Below are 16,617 nucleotides of genomic sequence, written 5' to 3' on the forward strand. Positions count from 1 at the left end.
ATCACTCTGCCTGACCATATTTTTCCAGTAAAGCCTCGGCGATCGCTAAGCTTTCGGCGTCAGCTACGCCGTCCCACTTCGCCGGGCGAAAATGCATTTGAAATGCCATGATGACCCGCTTTTGTTGCAGCGGTGTCATATACGATTTGACGTCATACCCGTAACGCGCCAGCAGGTCGAGCAGTGCCGCGTTGCTGACCCGCGTGTACTCCGCGCGGCCATTGAGGTAAAACGCCACGCGCGCCGGATCGGGCCAGGCGCCAATCCCCTGCGCGGCTAGCACCTGCCAGGGAAACTGCGGGCCGGGATCGTCTTTGCGCTGCGGGGCGATATCCGCATGCGCCACCACATTCTGCGGCGGGATGTTGTAACGCGCGACGATATCTTTTACCAGCGGAATCAACGCATTGATTTGTGCCTGCGCAAAAGGAACGAAGGTTTTGCCGCCCGACGTCTTCTGCCAGCCGCGGTTTTCCAGCTCAATGCCGATTGAAGTGTCGTTAATGCGCGTCGATCCACGCCAGAAGCTGGCCCCCGCATGCCACGCCAGTTTCTGCTCCGGCACCAGCTGCCAGATGCGCGGTTTGCCCTTTTCTCGCGGCGGATTGGCCGGGATTAAGTAGTGCGAACTGACATCTTTGCCGAGCAGTGTAGTCAACGAGACATCAAAATCATCTGCCGTATAATGGATCACCAGCACCTTGATGCGGGGATAAGCCGCTTGCGCCTGATAACGGGTCACCAGTTGATAGCCAGGTTTCTCAATAACGCCTTTGTTGTCATCTTTTTTATCGCTGGCACAGCCTGCCAGTATCAGCGCCAGTAGCACTATTCCCCACGTTTTCATGCTTCTCCTTTTAACCATCAATGCGTTACCAGACACATTATGAGAGCAATACACTATTCTTGAAAGGTTGCGACTTCTGAACAGAAATAAGGAAATCATTATGCGCTATTCAGTTTTGACTCTTGTTATGCCGTGCGCGCTGCTGTTAAGCGCTTGTACCACCGTTGAGCCCGCTTTCAAAGATACCGGCGCACGCGTCGGTGCCTGTGTTGAAGGCGGCCCAGACAGTGTGGCACAGCAATTCTATGACTACCGCATTGAACATCCGGGCGCTAACTGGTCTTCGCTGCGTCCTTACCTGAGTGACGATCTGAGCAAAATGCTTACCGCCGCCAGCCGCGACGCGCGTAATAACGTGCTGCTGAAGGGCGACCCGTTCTCCAGCCGTAACCTGGCACCGGAGAAAGCGGATGTCGCCAGCGCCTCAACCATCCCCAACAGCGACGCGCGCAATATCCCGCTGCGCGTGACGTTGACCAAAGGCGATCAGCGCTGGCAGGACGAGGTACTGATGATCCGCGAAGGCCAGTGCTGGGCGGTCGATGATGTGCGCTACCTCGGCGGCACGGTGCATGCCCCGGCCGGCACGCTGCGCCAGTCGGTCGAGCACCGCTAAGTATTGACTAAACTCATCAATAACCCCCGTAAAATGTCTGGCATTCTGTGAGGAATGCCGACATTTATGCCTGGTTCCCACACCGACCAGTGATATGTGCTAACTTTATGTAGTAACTTGGTTTATTTTTAAGTTTTAACGCACAAATATTGCATAACTATTCTGTCAACGTTACTATTTGCGGCCTCAATTGCTATCAGACTGCTTCGATGAGTATTAAATTAAACAGCATCAATTGCTTCTACGGCGCACACCAGGCGCTGTTCGATATCACACTGGAGTGCCCGCAGGGTGAAACGCTGGTGCTGCTCGGCCCAAGCGGCGCGGGGAAAAGCTCGCTGCTGCGCGTGCTTAACCTGCTCGAAATGCCGCGCTCTGGCCAGTTGACCATCGCAGGCAATCATTTCGATTTCGCCAAAACCCCTTCTGATAACGCGATTCGCGAATTGCGCCAGAATGTGGGCATGGTGTTTCAGCAATATAATCTTTGGCCGCATCTCACCGTGCAGCAGAACCTGATTGAAGCGCCGTGCCGCGTGCTCGGATTACGCAAAGATGAGGCGCTGGCGCGCGCCGAGAAGCTGCTCGAACGTTTACGCCTGAAGCCCTACAGCGATCGCTATCCGCTGCACCTTTCCGGCGGCCAGCAGCAGCGCGTGGCAATTGCTCGCGCGCTGATGATGGAGCCGCAGGTGTTGCTGTTTGATGAGCCAACCGCCGCGCTCGATCCAGAGATCACGGCACAGATCGTCAGCATCATTCGCGAGCTGTCGCAAACCGGTATTACGCAAGTTATCGTGACCCACGAAGTGGAAGTGGCGCGCAAGACGGCCAGTCGCGTGGTGTATATGGAAAATGGTCACATTGTTGAGCAAGGGGATGCGGGCTGCTTTGCCGCGCCGCAGACCGACGCGTTTAAATACTACCTATCTCACTGAAGACTCGGGAATAATGACAATGAAAAAATTACTGATCGCCGCACTTGTTGCCAGCATCAGCCTTAGCGCTACAGCAGCCCAGACCATCCGTTTCGCCACCGAAGCGAGCTACCCTCCGTTTGAATCGACCGACGCCAATAACAAAATCGTCGGTTTCGATGTCGATCTGGCGAACGCCCTGTGTAAAGAGATCGACGCCACCTGTACCTTTACCAACCAGGCCTTTGACAGCCTGATCCCGAGCCTGAAATTCCGCCGCTTCGACGCGGTAATGGCCGGGATGGATATCACGCCGGAGCGTGAAAAACAGGTGCTGTTCACCACCCCGTATTACGACAACTCTGCGCTGTTCGTCGGCCAAAAGGGTAAATTCACCGGCATCGACCAGTTGAAAGGCAAGCGTGTCGGCGTGCAGAATGGCACCACGCACCAGAAATTCATCACCGATAAGCACCCGGAAATCACCACCGTGCCTTACGACAGCTACCAGAACGCGCGTCTGGATCTGCAAAATGGCCGTATTGATGCCGTCTTCGGCGACACGGCGGTAGTGACCGAGTGGCTGAAGTCTGACGCCAAACTGGCCGCCGTCGGCGATAAAGTGACTGACAAAGATTACTTCGGCACCGGCCTCGGTATCGCGGTACGCCAGGGTAACACCGAGCTGCAGCAGAAATTTAACGCCGCGCTGGAAAAAGTGAAGAAAGATGGGACTTACCAGACCATCTACAGCAAATGGTTCCAGAAGTAATACTGAATGAATGAAATGTTTCCATTAGCAAGCGCCGCCGGGATGACCGTCGGCCTTGCCGTCTGCGCGCTGATCATCGGCCTGGTGCTGGCGATGATCTTTGCCGTCTGGGAGTCGGTCAAATGGCGACCGATTGCCTGGATCGGCACCGCGCTGGTGACGATTTTACGCGGCCTGCCAGAGATTCTGGTGGTGCTGTTTATCTATTTCGGCTCCTCACAGCTACTGCTGTTGCTGTCGGACGGCTTTATTCTCAACCTCGGCGTTGTGCAGATCCCGGTACAGATGCAGATTGAGAATTTCGACGTCAGCCCGTTCCTCTGCGGCGTGATCGCCCTCTCCCTGCTCTACGCGGCTTATGCCTCGCAAACCCTGCGCGGTGCGTTAAAAGCGGTGCCTGAGGGTCAGCGCGAGTCGGGCCAGGCGCTGGGCTTATCGAAAGGGGCGATCTTCTTTCGCCTGGTGATGCCGCAGATGTGGCGTCACGCGCTTCCTGGGCTCGGTAATCAGTGGCTGGTGCTGCTGAAAGATACCGCGCTGGTGTCGCTGATAAGCGTTAACGATCTGATGCTGCAAACCAAAAGTATCGCTACCCGCACCCAGGAGCCGTTTACCTGGTATATCGTGGCGGCGGCGATCTATCTGGTGATCACCCTGCTCAGCCAGTGGGTGCTGAAACGCATCGATCTGCGCGCGACGCGCTTTGAACGGAGGCCGGGATAATGCTTGAGTTTATGCCCGAGCTGTTCAAAGGCCTGCACACCAGCCTGACGCTGACGGTGGCCTCGCTGATTGTGGCGCTGGTGCTTTCACTGCTCTTCACCATCGTGCTGACGCTGAAAACGCCGGTGCTGACGCAGATTGTCCGCGCCTATATCACGCTCTTTACCGGCACGCCGCTGCTGGTGCAGATCTTCCTGATTTACTACGGGCCGGGGCAGTTCCCCTCTTTGCAGAACTATCCGGCGATCTGGCGTCTGCTCTCTGAGCCGTGGCTCTGCGCGCTCATTGCGCTGTCGCTTAACAGCGCGGCTTATACCACGCAGCTCTTCTACGGTGCTATTCGCGCCATCCCGGATGGGCAGTGGCAATCCTGCGGCGCGCTTGGGATGAGTAAGAAAGATACGCTGGCGATCCTGCTGCCCTACGCGTTTAAACGTGCCCTCTCCTCCTACTCGAACGAAGTGGTGCTGGTATTTAAAAGTACCTCGCTGGCCTACACCATTACCTTGATGGAAGTGATGGGTCACGGGCAACTGCTGTATGGACGCACCTACGATGTGACGGTGTTTGGCGCAGCCGGTTTAATCTATCTGGTGGTAAACGGCCTGCTGACGCTGATGATGCGCCTGATTGAGCGCAAAGCGCTGGCCTTTGAGCGGCGCAACTAAACTGCATAGGTAATCTGTAGAGGCGAGCTAATGACCCCATTACTCGCATTTATTTTTACCCCCAATAAAATAAATAAGCATTATAGTTGCATATAAATTCATACACTGGCATTGTTAATCCCATGCCTCCGGGTAACAACAATAAGATAGACAGACAGGAGTTTACTCATGAAAAAAATGATACTGGCCGCCCTTCTCGCTACCGTTTCCGCAGGGAGCTTTGCGGCCGATAAGATCAGCTTCGGCGTGTCGGCGACCTATCCCCCGTTTGAATCCCTGGATGCGGGCAATAAGATTGTCGGCTTCGATATCGATCTGGCGAACGCGCTCTGCAAGCAGATGCAGGCCAATTGCACCTTTACCAATCACGCCTTCGACAGCCTGATCCCGGCGCTGAAATTTAAGAAGTATGACGCGGTGATCTCCGGGATGGACATTACCCCTGAGCGTAGCAAACAGGTGGCGTTTACCGACCCCTATTACGCCAACTCCGCGCTGGTGATTGCCAAAAAAGATGCCTTTAAATCCTTCGACGATCTGAAGGGCAAACGCATCGGTATGGAAAATGGCACCACCCATCAGAAATATTTGCAGGATAAGCACCCGGAAGTGACCACCGTGGCATATGACAGCTACCAGAACGCGATTATCGACCTGAAAAATGGCCGTATCGACGGGGTGTTTGGTGATACCGCCGTGGTGAATGAGTGGCTGAAAACCAACCCGCAGCTGGGTGTGGCAACGCCGAAAGTGACCGACCCGCAATATTTCGGCACCGGTCTTGGCATCGCTGTGCGCCCGGATAACAAAGCGCTGCTGGAGAAGTTGAACGCTGCGCTGAAAGCGATTAAAGCCGACGGCACCTACCAGAAAATCAGCGATCAGTGGTTCCCGCAGTAAGCCGTTCTTTGTAGGCCGGATAAGGCGCCAGCCGCCATCCGGCAATTACATCCCACACCAATGCCAGATGGCGCGCTTTTGTAGGCCGGATAAGGCGGAGCCGCCATCCGGCAATTAACTCGGCACAAATGCCTGATGGCGCTTCGCTTATCAGGCCTACGGGTTTGGCTTATCGGGCCTACGGGTTTTACGTTTAACGCCGTGCGCCCGAGGTGGCGATCGGCGTTTCGACGCGCTCCATCGCTATCGGGATGCTTTTATACGCCGGGATGCCGCTTTTGGTGTCGTGGCTGTCCAGCGGCACCAGAATATTGGCCTCCGGGTAATAGGCCCCTACCGAACCGGGTGCCATATCGATCACCACAACCGTCAGGTTATCCATCCGCCGCGAGGTGGGGTTCCCCTCGGGATCGAGCGCCACCACATTCACCTGATCGCCGACGCGCAGCTCGCGTCGCTCCGCCTCGTCGGCATTGATAAACAACACATCCCGTCGCCCGGTCACGCCACGATAACGGTCATTCAACCCGTAAAGCGTGGTGTTGTACTGATCGTGGCTGCGCAAAGTGGTGAGCACCAGGTCGTGGCACTTGAGCGATCGCGGATCCTCATTAATCCCCTGCATAATTTTAAACTCGGCAAAGCCCGACGGTGTGTTCCACTCCCGCTCCGAGGCAGCGTTACGCAGGCGGAAGCCGCCCGGTTGTTTGACCCGTTCATTGAAATTTGCAAACGCCGGGAAGACCGCTTCGATGGCGTCGCGAATATTGCTGTAGTCGTTAACCATCCGGTCCCAGTTCACCACCGTCTGCGGCAGCGTCGCTTTGGCAAGAGCCGCCACCAGCGCGGGCTCCGACTTCAGGTGCGGTGAAGCAGGGTTTAACGATCCGCGCGAGGCGTGCACCATCGACATTGAATCCTCCACCGTCACGCTCTGCGCCCCGGATAATTGCTCATCGGTTTCGGTCCGCCCAATCACCGGGAAGAGGTAGTTGTGTTTGCCGAGCAGCAGATGGGAGCGGTTCAGTTTGGTCGCCATATGCACCACCAGATCGAGCTTGCGCATCGCCGGGAAGGTGACTTGCGGATCGGAGATCGCTTCAGCCAGATTGCCGCCCAGGCAGAGCAGCGCATTCACTTTACCGTCGCGCATCGCCTGAATGGCAGCCACCGCGCCGTGCCCATGCTCACGCGGTGGTTTAAAACCAAACACCCGTTCGAGGTTATCGAGAAACTCGGCAGAGGGAATTTCAGTGATGCCAACGGTGCGGTCGCCCTGCACATTGGAGTGGCCGCGCAGTGGGCAGATACCCGCCCCTTTCTTACCAATATTGCCGCGCAGCAGCAGCAGGTTGGCAATCTGTTGCACGTTTTGCGTGCCGTACTGATGCTGGGTGATGCCCATGCCGTAGCAGATAATGGTGCGCTCAGAGTCGGCGTAAAGCCGGGCGATGTTCTGGATCTCCTCGCGCTCCATACCGGAGACTTTCAGGATATGGTCCCAGTCGGTGGCGTCGAGATCGGCTTTCAGCTCCGCAAAACCCTGCGTGTGCTGGCGGATAAACACCTCATCGATTACGCCCGGTTCACCGTTCGCCAGCGCCTGCTCGTGCATCGACAGCAGGATCTTCATGACGCCTTTCAGCATCGCCGCATCACCGCCGACGCGCACTTTGTAGTAGGTCGAGGCGAGTTTGGTTGAGCTAAGGGCCAGCATCTCTATCGGGCTTTGCGGTGAGGTAAAGCGCTCAAGGCCGCGCTCGCGCAACGGGTTGATGGCGACAATGGTCGCGCCGCGTTTTGAGACCTCCCGCAGCGTACCGAGCATGCGCGGATGGTTGGTACCGGGGTTGTGGCCGATGCAGAGCACCAGGTCGCAGTGGTCAAAGTCCTCCAGTTCGACGGTGCCTTTACCGACGCCAATCGACTCCGGCAGCCCGACGCTGGTCGGCTCATGACACATATTCGAGCAGTCGGGGAAGTTGTTGGTGCCATATTCGCGGGCAAAGAGTTGCCAGAGAAACGCCGCTTCGTTGGAGGCACGACCGGAGGTGTAAAACTCCACGCTATTTGGATCGTCATAGCTTTGCAGCAGTGCGCCAATCTCCTGAAACGCGGTCTCCCACTCAATCGCCTGATAGGTGTCGCTCTCAGCGTCATATTTCATCGGGTGGGTTAAGCGCCCCTCGCCTTCCAGCTCAAAGGCATTGCGCTGCCACAGTTCGCTGACGGTGTGCGCCGCGAAGAATTCCGGCGTCGCGCGCTTGCTGGTCGCCTCCCAGGAGACGGCCTTGGCACCGTTTTCACAAAATTCGAATGAGGAGGTGTGCTGCGGATCTGGCCACGCGCAGCCGGGGCAGTCAAAGCCCTGCGGCTGGTTTACTTTAAATAGCGCAATCACATCCTGTTTGACGGACATCTGCCCACGCAGCGCATCGGCTACCGCTTTTAACGCGCCCCAGCCGCCCGCCGAGCCGCCGTATGGCGCGATCCCTACCGTTGATTGTTTCTGCTCTTTCATATTGCCCCACACTGTTCGCGTCGCTTTTGGCTTAAGCCTGGTACAAAAAACGCGCCTGTGGGGCAAAAAAGTCAGTATTTCGTCGCGCCAAATGGCTTTTAAGCGGAAGAATTAACGCCTGATAAGCAGGGTAAGCACTTCGTAATGGGCAGTATGGGGAAACATATCAAACAGTTGCACGCGCGCAACGCGGTAATCCGCAAGCGCGGCAACATCCTTCGCCATCGTCTGTGCATTACAGCTGGAGTAGATGATCCACGGCGGCGCCATGCGGCTCAGGTAGTCACAAAGCTCTGCGCCAATGCCGCGGCGCGGCGGGTTGACCAGCACCAGGTCCGGCACCGACTTTTGCGCAGTGGCGAAACGGGTTGAATCGAGTGCCTGGAAGTGAAGATTGTGCAGCCCCAGCGCCTCGGCGGATTGCGTCGCACAGGCGATCGCTTCCGGCGCGATCTCAATCCCGGTCAGCTTCATCTCCGGCGTGGCACAGTGCAGGCCAAAGCCGCCGACGCCGCAGAAGAGATCCCACATATGGTTGACCGGAAGTTGGCGCACCCAGTCCCGCGCCGTGGCGTAGAGCTGGCTGGCGACCGCCGGGTTGGTCTGGAAAAAGCTCTGCGGGCGAATAGCGAGCGGCACGCCGTTGAAATTCTCCGCCAGCGCCTGTTGGTCGGTAAGAAAGATCTCCCTCTCCCCTTCCATGATCGCCATATGCACCGGCTGGATATTTACCGAGATCACCTTCAGCTGCGGCAGCTGCGCCTGTAACGCTGGCAGCGCGGCGCGCAGCTGCTCAACTTTCGCCTCTGAGCGCAGCACAAAGCGCAGCATCATGCCGCCGTCGAGCAGGCTTTCGGTCAATAAGAGGTATTTCAGTTCACCGCGTTTGCGCGCCACATTATAGGGCGTTAACCCGGCGCGGGCGATAAAGGGTTTCAGGGCGGCAAATACCGGGGCGAAGGTCTCCGGGTAGAGCGGGCAGGCGGTGAGATCTTCCGGCGTCCCGTCGCGGTGCAGCATGCCGAGCAGCGGTTTTTCAACGCTGCCGCTGACCACCATTTTGGCTTTATTACGAAAGCCCTGCTCCGGGCCGCGCACCGGCTCGCACCATGACTCCACCGCAAAGGGGGCGAGCAATGCGCGCAGATGATCCATCTTGGCGGAGAGTTGCAACGGGAGCGGCTGGGCGATCCACTCACAGGAGCGGCAGCGACCGGCGTCGAAGAGAGCGCACTGCATAGATAAAGCCTTTCAATTTGCGGGGGCGGGATTGTACCACCGTTATTGCAGGCGGAAAAAGCGTCGGCTCGGCGTCGGCACAAAGAGCAGGAACAGCACCAGCAGATCGGGGAGCTTTTGCATCATCAGGGAGTGGAAGATCTCCCGGCGCGAACTGCCGGCGATGCTGAAGAGTTCCGGGTAGCCATAGCCCAGTGACGCGGCCCACAGGTAGGCGGTCGAGGTAAGCTGCGTTACCAGATAGAGCCAGCGCGCCCAGCGCCGCCCTTTTATCACCGAGAAGGCGCAGAGGATCTCAACAAAGACCAGCATCAGGCTGCCAAGGAAAATCAGCGTCAGGCTCCAGGTCTGGGCGCTGCGGTGCACGAAGTCGAGCAGCCCGCGCCAGCCGAGCAGGTTCATGATCATCAGCACGTCGACACAGCGAATGGTAATGATGGCGATAGCCGCCACCTGAACCAGCGCCGGTATATTTGGCGTCGCGTGGTGCGTGGTTTTGTTGAAGAACCCCAATTCCATGATTTCCCTGTGAAAAATGCCGCGCAAGCGCGGCATCAACGACACAATTTCCAGATTCTAATGAGTTCAGCCCTGTCTTGCACGCTGGATATCACGCTGGCGCTGTTTTTCCGCTCTCGCCATCAGGAACCAGGCGATAAGACCGACAATCCCCACCACGCCGAGAATAATCGATGCCAGCGCGTTGATCTCCGGGTTAACCCCCATGCGCACGCTGGAGAAGACCAGCATCGGCAGCGTAGTAGCACCAGGACCGGAGACAAAACTGGCGATCACCAGGTCATCCAGTGACAGGGTAAAGGCCAGCAGCCAGCCGGAGACAATCGCCGGCATGATCATCGGCAGCGTAATCACAAAGAAGACCTTCAGCGGCGTTGCGCCAAGATCCATCGCCGCCTCTTCAATCGAGCGATCCAGCTCGCGCAGCCGCGAGGAGATCACCACCGCGACATAGGCGGTACAGAAAGTAACGTGCGCCAGCCAGATGGTGAGCATGCCGCGATCCGCTGGCCAGCCGATGGCGTGTGCCAGCGCGACAAACAGCAGCAGCAGCGACAGGCCGGTGATCACATCCGGCATTACCAGCGGCGCGGTGATCATAAAGGCGAAGCCGTTCGCGCCGCGAAAGCGCCCAAAGCGCACCATTACTACCGCCGCAATGGTGCCTAAAATCACCGCCATCGTCGCCGCGCAGGCAGCAATCGTCAGGCTTAAGCCTACCGCGCTCATCATCGCGTCATCGTGGAACAACTCGCTATACCAGCGCGTTGACCACCCTGCCCACACCGTCACCAGTTTTGAGCTGTTAAAAGAGTAGACCACCAGCATCAGCATGGGGGCATAAAGGAAGGTAAAACCTATCACCAGGATCAGGATGCGCCAGGGCGAACGCACTACCGGTAAATTGCTCATGCCTTCTCCCCCGTCTGTTTCTGCTGATGCTTGTGGAACCACATGATCGGCACAATCAAGAGTAGCAGCATGATTACCGCCACCGCCGAGGCCACCGGCCAGTCGCGGTTATTGAAGAACTCCTGCCACAGCACGCGGCCAATCATAATGCTGTCCGGCCCGCCGAGCAGCTCCGGGATCACGAACTCGCCGACCGCCGGAATAAACACCAGCATCGAACCGGCGATAATTCCCCCTTTGGTTAGCGGCACAATCACGCTGAAGAAGGTTTTCAGCGGACGCGCACCAAGATCGAGGGAAGCTTCCACCAGCGAGTAGTCAATACGTGTCAGCGCGGTGTAGATCGGCAGCACCATAAAGGGCAGATAGGCATAGACAATGCCGATATAGACCGCGAGATTGGTGTGCAGAATAGTCAGCGGCTGATCGATAACCCCCAGCCAGAGCAGAAAGTTGTTCAGCACGCCGTTGTTTTTCAGGATCCCCATCCAGGCGTAAACGCGGATCAGAAACGAGGTCCACGACGGCAGAATCACCAGTAGCAGCAGGATATTGCGCGTCGACGGCTTACTGTGCGCCACTGCCCACGCCAGCGGATAGCCGAGCAGCAGACAGCAGATCGTCGAGATGCCCGCTACCTGCAACGACTGCAAATAGGCCTCGATATAGAGCGGATCGTCGGTCAGTTGCAGGAAGTTGCCGAGATTAAGCGTAATCGTCAGCTGCCCGTCGGCCCATTCCAGCAGATCCGTATAGGGCGGGATTTGACGCGCCATCTCCGCGAGGCTGATTTTGAAGACGATCAAAAACGGCAGCAGAAACAGCAGCGTCAGCCAGATATAGGGCAGCGCAATCACCAGCTTGCGCCCGTGGCGCATTTGCAGGCGCGCCAGCCACAGCTTTACACCGCCCGGTTTTGTTACGCGGGCCGGTGGCTCGAGTGTACTCATCGCCGCTCCTTAAACCGTCAGAACCACACAACTGTCGGCATCCCAGCAGAGACGTACTTCATCGCCCCATGTTGGCGCGCCTTTGCGGTAGCGATGCGCGTTTTGCAGCTGGGCGCTGATCATCTGCCCGCTCTGCAACCGCACATGATAAATAGAGAGATCGCCAAGGTAGGCGATATGCACCACTTCGCCGACGGCAAAGTTGTAGCCATCGGCCGGCGGATCGTCGCACAGCATGATCTTCTCCGGGCGCAGCGCCACGTAGACCGGCACGTTATCCACCACCGAGGCATCAGGGTCGACTTTCAGCGGATGCACCAGCCCCGGCGACTCAATTACCAGACCATCTTCCTGACGATCCTTCAGCAACCCTTCGAAGACATTCACTGAGCCGATAAACTCGGCGCTGTAGCGGGTGGTCGGATGCTCGTAAATCTCTTCCGGCTCACCAATCTGCACAAATTTGCCGCGGTTCATGATGGCGATACGCCCGGCCATGGTCATCGCCTCTTCCTGATCGTGGGTCACCATCACGCAGGTGACGCCGACGCGTTCAAGAATATCGACCACTTCCAGCTGCATGCGGTCGCGCAGCTTTTTATCCAGCGCGCCCATCGGCTCATCAAGCAGCAGCAGCTTCGGCCGCTTGGCGAGGCTGCGCGCCAGCGCCACGCGCTGACGCTGACCGCCAGAGAGCTGGTGCGGCTTGCGTTTGGCAAACTCACTCATGTGCACCAGGTGCAGCATTTCGGCGACGCGGCTGGCGATCTCCGCTTTCGGCAGCTTGTCCTGCTTGAGGCCAAAAGCGATATTCTGCTCAACGGTCATGTGCGGGAAGAGCGCGTAGGACTGGAACATCATATTGATCGGGCGCAGGTAGGGCGGCACGTGGGCCAGGTCGACGCCGTCGAGCATAATCTGCCCGTGGGTCGGCTGCTCAAAGCCTGCCAGCATGCGCAGCAGCGTTGATTTACCGCAGCCCGATGCGCCGAGCAGGGCAAAGATTTCGCCTTTATAGATAGTCAGGCTGACATCATCCACGGCGTGCTGGCCGTCGAAGGATTTGGTCAGGTTACGGATCTCCAGCAGCGGCGTCAGAACCTTGCGGCTCTTCGCCTGCGGGCGGGGAATAGCGTCATTCACTACGGTGCTCTCCGGCATAAGCATCACCCTGCTTCAACAGGTTGTCATACAGATGACGGGACAGCAGGCGCGCCCGCTGTCCCGTTTTGGGGCGGCTGCACCGGCGCGGTGCAGCGCTTTCACCAGTCAGGTGATTGATTTATTTGCCGCTTTTGACTTTTGTCCAGGCGCGGGTACGTACGCGGTCGATTTTCGGCTCCTGCACTTTCAGCGTGAAGAGTTTGGCGAAGACATCCGGCGGCGGGAAGATGGCCGGGTTGTTACGCACCTCTTCGCTGATCAGCGGTACAGAAGCTTTGTTGCCGTTCGCGTAGTAGACGTGGTCACTGATGTGCGCCATCACGTCGGGACGCATCAGGTAGTTAAGGAACTGGTAGGCTTCATCGGTATTTTTGGCATCTTTCGGCATGGCGAAGACGTCAAAGAAGGCCAGCGCCCCTTCCTTCGGAATGATGTAGTTGATGTTAACGCCGTTCTTCGCCTCTTTCGCACGGTTAGCCGCCTGCCAGACGTCGCCCGCCCAGCCGATGGCTACGCAGATATCGCCGTTAGCGAGATCGTTAATGTATTGCGAAGAGTGGAAGTAGCGGATATTCGGACGTAGCTTCAGCAGCAGATCCGTCGCCGGGCCGGTGTAATCATCCGCTTTGGTGCTGTTGGGATCTTTGCCGAGGTAGTTCAGCACGGTGGCGAAAATCTCTTCCGGCGCATCAAGGAAGGAGACACCGCAGCTCTTCAGCTTCTCAAGATTTTCCGGCTTCAGCACGACATCCCAGCTATCGATCGGCACATCTTTGCCGAGCACCGCTTTGACTTTATCGACGTTGTAGCCAATACCGGTGGTCGCCCACAGGTAAGGGAAAGCGTATTTGTTATCCGGGTCGTGTTTCGCGACCATCTTCAACACTTCCGGATCGAGGTTTTTCCAGTTCGGCAGCTTGCTCTTATCGAGCGGCTGGAAGACGCCCGCCGAGAGCTGGCGCTCAAGGAAACTGGCGGACGGCACGACGAGATCAAACCCGGTGCTGCCGGCCATTAATTTGCCTTCCAGCACTTCGTTGGAGTCGAAGACGTCGTAAACCACTTTAATACCGGTCTCTTTCTCAAAATTTGCGACGGTGTCCGGCGCAATATAGTCAGACCAGTTGTACACATGCAGCGTCTTTTGCCCGGCGGCGAGCGTGCCGGCAGAGAGAGCCATTAACGCACCCGCAACAACACCCGATACCCATTTTTTTCTTGAGGCACTCATATCTCATTCCTTCTGGAAAGCTCGTTAAGCTACGAACTAAATCTACGCTTTCTGGGATATGCAAGATTCATGCATAGTTTGTCACTCTGCTCTGCGCCGAAGAGTAAAATCACTCCGGCAGACGCCGCATGCTTTTTAAAGCAGCGCAAGAATAACTGTAGCCAGGGTTTGAGGCTATAGGGCAGATAAAAAACCGCCTTTTATCAATTTTTTATGCAATAAGTCTCTATGGGATAAGCCAGAAGGCGAGGAATGATGGTGAATCATTCTTTAAAGAAAGGTTAAAAGCAGAATAAAAAATGTGGCAGCGCAACCCCCGTGGTAGTGGCTGCGCTAATCGATGCGGGAATCAGTGGAGAAAATTGTTCGGTTCTTCGTCGCCGGCCAGCAGATCCTCTTCGCCCGGCGTGAAAAGCAGCTGGTGCGCGTTGGCTTCCATAATCACCATCGAAACCTGCTCTTCGCTCTGGCGCATAAACCACGCGAACTGCTCAAAGGCGATGCCGGGGCCGATGCTGAGCGTCTGGCACACCACCAGCTTCGGCAGATTATCATCCTGCATATCGAGGAAGGCTTTGACCGTCAGCGAGCTGGCGTTGATCGCCGAAAGATCCGCCGCCAGCGCCAGCAGCGCAGAGGGTTTCACTTCCGCCATGGCGGTAAAAAGCAGAACATCATTGACCAGGTCGACTTTCGCATCGAACACGCCGTCAAAATTCTGCATATGTGGCAGGTGCAGCGCCTGGCAGGTATCGCACTCAAAGAAGTTAATGCTGAGTTGATCAAGCCATTGACGAAGCGTGTCCAGACCGGGGACGACCAGTGAATCCATAGAAAACGTGCTCTGTTGGGGAAAAAATTGCCCATAGCTTACGCAAAAAGCCGTGGGCGCACCATGCTCAGGCAGGAAAATCCTCTTAGCCGCCGGTTTTCAGGCAGAATCCCGGCATCGCCTGGCGCTCAATCCAGTGGATCATTCGCCCGGCAATATCCAGCCCGGTGGCTTTTTCGATCCCTTCAAGCCCCGGTGAGGCATTGACTTCCATCACCAGCGGGCCGCGGTTGGCACGCAAAATATCGACCCCCGCGACATCCAGCCCGAGCGTGTGCGCCGCTGCCAGGGCGATCTCCCGCTCGCGCGGCGTGATCTCGACCACCGTCGCCTGCCCGCCGCGGTGCAAATTGGAGCGGAAATCCCCCGCTTTCGCCCGCCGCTCAATCGCTGCCACCACTTCGTTGCCGATCACCAGGCAGCGGATGTCGCACCCTTTCGCTTCCGCAATAAACTCCTGCACCAGAATATGGGCGTTGAGGCCGCGAAAGGCGTCAATCACGCTCTCTGCCGCCTGGCGTGTCTCTGCCAGCACCACGCCGATCCCCTGCGTCCCTTCCACCAACTTCACCACCAGCGGCGCGCCGCCGACCATATCGATCAGATCGCTGGTGTCATCGGGCGAATGGGCAATGCCGGTAACCGGCAGATCGATCCCCTGGCGCGCCAGCAGTTGCAGGGAGCGCAGCTTGTCGCGGGCGCGGGTGATGGCAACGGATTCGTTGAGCGGATAGCTGCCGAGGATCTCAAACTGGCGCAGCGCGGCGGTGCCATAAAAGGTGATGGCCGAGCCGATACGCGGGATCACCGCGTCATAATGGGGAAGCTGGCGGCCTTTGTAGTGAATTGAGGAGGCGGCCGGGGTGATGTTCATATAACAGGAGAGCGGATCGAGGATCTCAATCTGGTGCCCGCGCTGCACAGCGGCTTCACGCAGGCGTTTACAGGAGTAAAGCGTTCCATCCCGGGATAATACGGCTATTTTCACCCTGCACCTCGCGCAGAAGACCAGTTAAAAGCCTGCGTATCATACACGCAGCACGGGGCAGGATGAACGGGTATTAGCGCGTTGCCCAGCCCTGTTTATGCAAATAGTCGAGAATAAACGGACGGCTCTCTTTAATGATGGTACGACGAATATGATCGCTCCAGTTATCGCGGCGCTTATTGCTGTCGCGCGTCATATAGTAGTGCTCCAACTCCGCGTCATACTCCGCCAGTTTCTTTTCATCGAGCGGCTGGTAGTGGTTTTCATGCACCAGCATCGAAGCCGGCATACGCGGTTTTATATCCGGGTTATCGGCAGGCCAGCCGAGGCAGAGACCAAACAGCGGCAGCACCTGCTTCGGGATACGCAGCAGTTCGCCGACCGCTTCGATATTGTTACGGATGCCGCCGATATAGACGCCGCCCAGCCCGAGCGACTCCGCGGCGGTAAAGGCGTTTTGCCCCATGATTGCTGTATCGACCACGCCAAGCAGCAGTTGCTCCGCGAGACCCGGTTTTGCTTCCGGGCAGATCTCAAAGTTGCGGTGGAAATCAGCGCAGAAGATCCAGAACTCGGCCGCCTGCGCGATATGCGGTTGTCCGCCCGCTAACGTCACCAGCTGCTCGCGCATGGCCGGATCGGTGATGCGGATAATGGAGCTGCACTGCAAAAAGCTGGAGGTCGATGCCGCCTGTGCGCTGGCGATAATCGCCTCGCGCTGTGCGTCCGTAATAGGCTCATCGGTAAAGTGGCGAATGGAACGATGGGCGCACAGCAATTCAATAGTAGGTGTCATGTTGAATAATCCCCCAGTTAAA

General features: G+C 57.2%; 17 protein-coding genes. 6 read left to right on the plus strand and 11 right to left on the minus strand.

The window, feature by feature from the left end; genetic code table 11:
- Position 1: 1 nt before the first annotated feature.
- Positions 2-847 (minus strand): N-acetylmuramoyl-L-alanine amidase, encoded by an 846-nt coding sequence (locus tag SOM48_RS03275; RefSeq protein ID WP_076769624.1) that lies wholly within the window; start codon positions 845-847, stop codon positions 2-4.
- Between the two features lie 100 nt (positions 848-947).
- On the opposite strand from SOM48_RS03275, the gene SOM48_RS03280 reads away from it, so the two are divergent.
- From SOM48_RS03280 to artJ, 6 genes are all read left to right on the plus strand, one after another.
- Positions 948-1,463: a lipoprotein gene (locus SOM48_RS03280; RefSeq protein WP_054804033.1), complete on the plus strand. Its 516-nt coding sequence runs from the start codon at positions 948-950 to the stop codon at positions 1,461-1,463.
- 209 nt (positions 1,464-1,672) lie between these two features.
- Positions 1,673-2,401 (plus strand): arginine ABC transporter ATP-binding protein ArtP, encoded by a 729-nt coding sequence (gene artP, locus SOM48_RS03285; RefSeq protein WP_128483284.1) that lies wholly within the window; start codon positions 1,673-1,675, stop codon positions 2,399-2,401.
- Between the two features lie 19 nt (positions 2,402-2,420).
- A complete protein-coding gene (gene artI, locus SOM48_RS03290; RefSeq protein ID WP_023481785.1) occupies positions 2,421-3,152 on the plus strand; it encodes an arginine ABC transporter substrate-binding protein ArtI in 732 nt (243 codons plus the stop codon).
- 6 nt (positions 3,153-3,158) lie between these two features.
- Entirely contained in the window at positions 3,159-3,875 is a 717-nt protein-coding gene (artQ, locus tag SOM48_RS03295; protein ID WP_320511424.1) for an arginine ABC transporter permease ArtQ, read from the plus strand.
- Positions 3,875-4,543, plus strand: a complete 669-nt coding sequence (gene artM, locus SOM48_RS03300) for an arginine ABC transporter permease ArtM (protein ID WP_023481628.1) — start codon at positions 3,875-3,877, stop codon at positions 4,541-4,543. The genes artQ and artM overlap by 1 nt, the downstream gene beginning before the upstream one ends.
- Before the next feature lie 168 nt (positions 4,544-4,711).
- Positions 4,712-5,443 (plus strand): arginine ABC transporter substrate-binding protein ArtJ, encoded by a 732-nt coding sequence (gene artJ, locus SOM48_RS03305; protein WP_023481799.1) that lies wholly within the window; start codon positions 4,712-4,714, stop codon positions 5,441-5,443.
- A 193-nt stretch (positions 5,444-5,636) separates the two neighbouring features.
- On the opposite strand, the gene SOM48_RS03310 is transcribed toward artJ, so the two are convergent.
- The 10 genes from SOM48_RS03310 to nfsA form a co-directional block, all read right to left on the minus strand.
- Entirely contained in the window at positions 5,637-7,964 is a 2,328-nt protein-coding gene (locus SOM48_RS03310) for an FdhF/YdeP family oxidoreductase (RefSeq protein WP_320511425.1), read from the minus strand.
- 111 nt (positions 7,965-8,075) lie between these two features.
- The gene (rlmC, locus tag SOM48_RS03315) at positions 8,076-9,203 is read right to left on the minus strand and encodes a 23S rRNA (uracil(747)-C(5))-methyltransferase RlmC (RefSeq protein ID WP_320511426.1); all 1,128 of its coding nucleotides are present in this window, start codon (positions 9,201-9,203) and stop codon (positions 8,076-8,078) included.
- Positions 9,204-9,245: 42 nt separating this feature from the next.
- Positions 9,246-9,722 carry a YbjO family protein gene (locus tag SOM48_RS03320; RefSeq protein WP_241658760.1) on the minus strand — a complete coding sequence of 159 codons (477 nt, stop codon included), beginning with the start codon at positions 9,720-9,722 and terminating at the stop codon, positions 9,246-9,248.
- Positions 9,723-9,788: 66 nt separating this feature from the next.
- Positions 9,789-10,634 (minus strand): putrescine ABC transporter permease PotI, encoded by an 846-nt coding sequence (gene potI / locus SOM48_RS03325; protein ID WP_023481845.1) that lies wholly within the window; start codon positions 10,632-10,634, stop codon positions 9,789-9,791.
- Positions 10,631-11,584: a putrescine ABC transporter permease PotH gene (gene potH, locus SOM48_RS03330; protein ID WP_023481728.1), complete on the minus strand. Its 954-nt coding sequence runs from the start codon at positions 11,582-11,584 to the stop codon at positions 10,631-10,633. Before potH ends, potI begins: the two co-directional genes overlap by 4 nt.
- Before the next feature lie 9 nt (positions 11,585-11,593).
- On the minus strand, positions 11,594-12,727 hold the full coding sequence (gene potG / locus SOM48_RS03335; RefSeq protein WP_023481693.1) for a putrescine ABC transporter ATP-binding subunit PotG: 1,134 nt from the start codon (positions 12,725-12,727) through the stop codon (positions 11,594-11,596).
- Positions 12,728-12,866: 139 nt separating this feature from the next.
- Positions 12,867-13,979, minus strand: coding sequence for a spermidine/putrescine ABC transporter substrate-binding protein PotF (potF, locus tag SOM48_RS03340; RefSeq protein WP_076769621.1), 1,113 nt, complete (start codon positions 13,977-13,979; stop codon positions 12,867-12,869).
- Positions 13,980-14,328: 349 nt separating this feature from the next.
- Positions 14,329-14,811 carry a type III secretion system chaperone family protein gene (locus SOM48_RS03345; RefSeq protein WP_054804038.1) on the minus strand — a complete coding sequence of 161 codons (483 nt, stop codon included), beginning with the start codon at positions 14,809-14,811 and terminating at the stop codon, positions 14,329-14,331.
- Between the two features lie 85 nt (positions 14,812-14,896).
- Positions 14,897-15,799: a 30S ribosomal protein S6--L-glutamate ligase gene (gene rimK, locus SOM48_RS03350; protein WP_128483291.1), complete on the minus strand. Its 903-nt coding sequence runs from the start codon at positions 15,797-15,799 to the stop codon at positions 14,897-14,899.
- Positions 15,800-15,872: 73 nt separating this feature from the next.
- Entirely contained in the window at positions 15,873-16,595 is a 723-nt protein-coding gene (gene nfsA / locus SOM48_RS03355; RefSeq protein WP_023481527.1) for an oxygen-insensitive NADPH nitroreductase, read from the minus strand.
- Positions 16,596-16,617: the final 22 nt, after the last annotated feature.

Origin of the sequence: Kosakonia sp. CFBP8986 (genome assembly GCF_034044935.1) — a bacterium.
Lineage (GTDB): Bacteria > Pseudomonadota > Gammaproteobacteria > Enterobacterales > Enterobacteriaceae > Kosakonia > Kosakonia cowanii.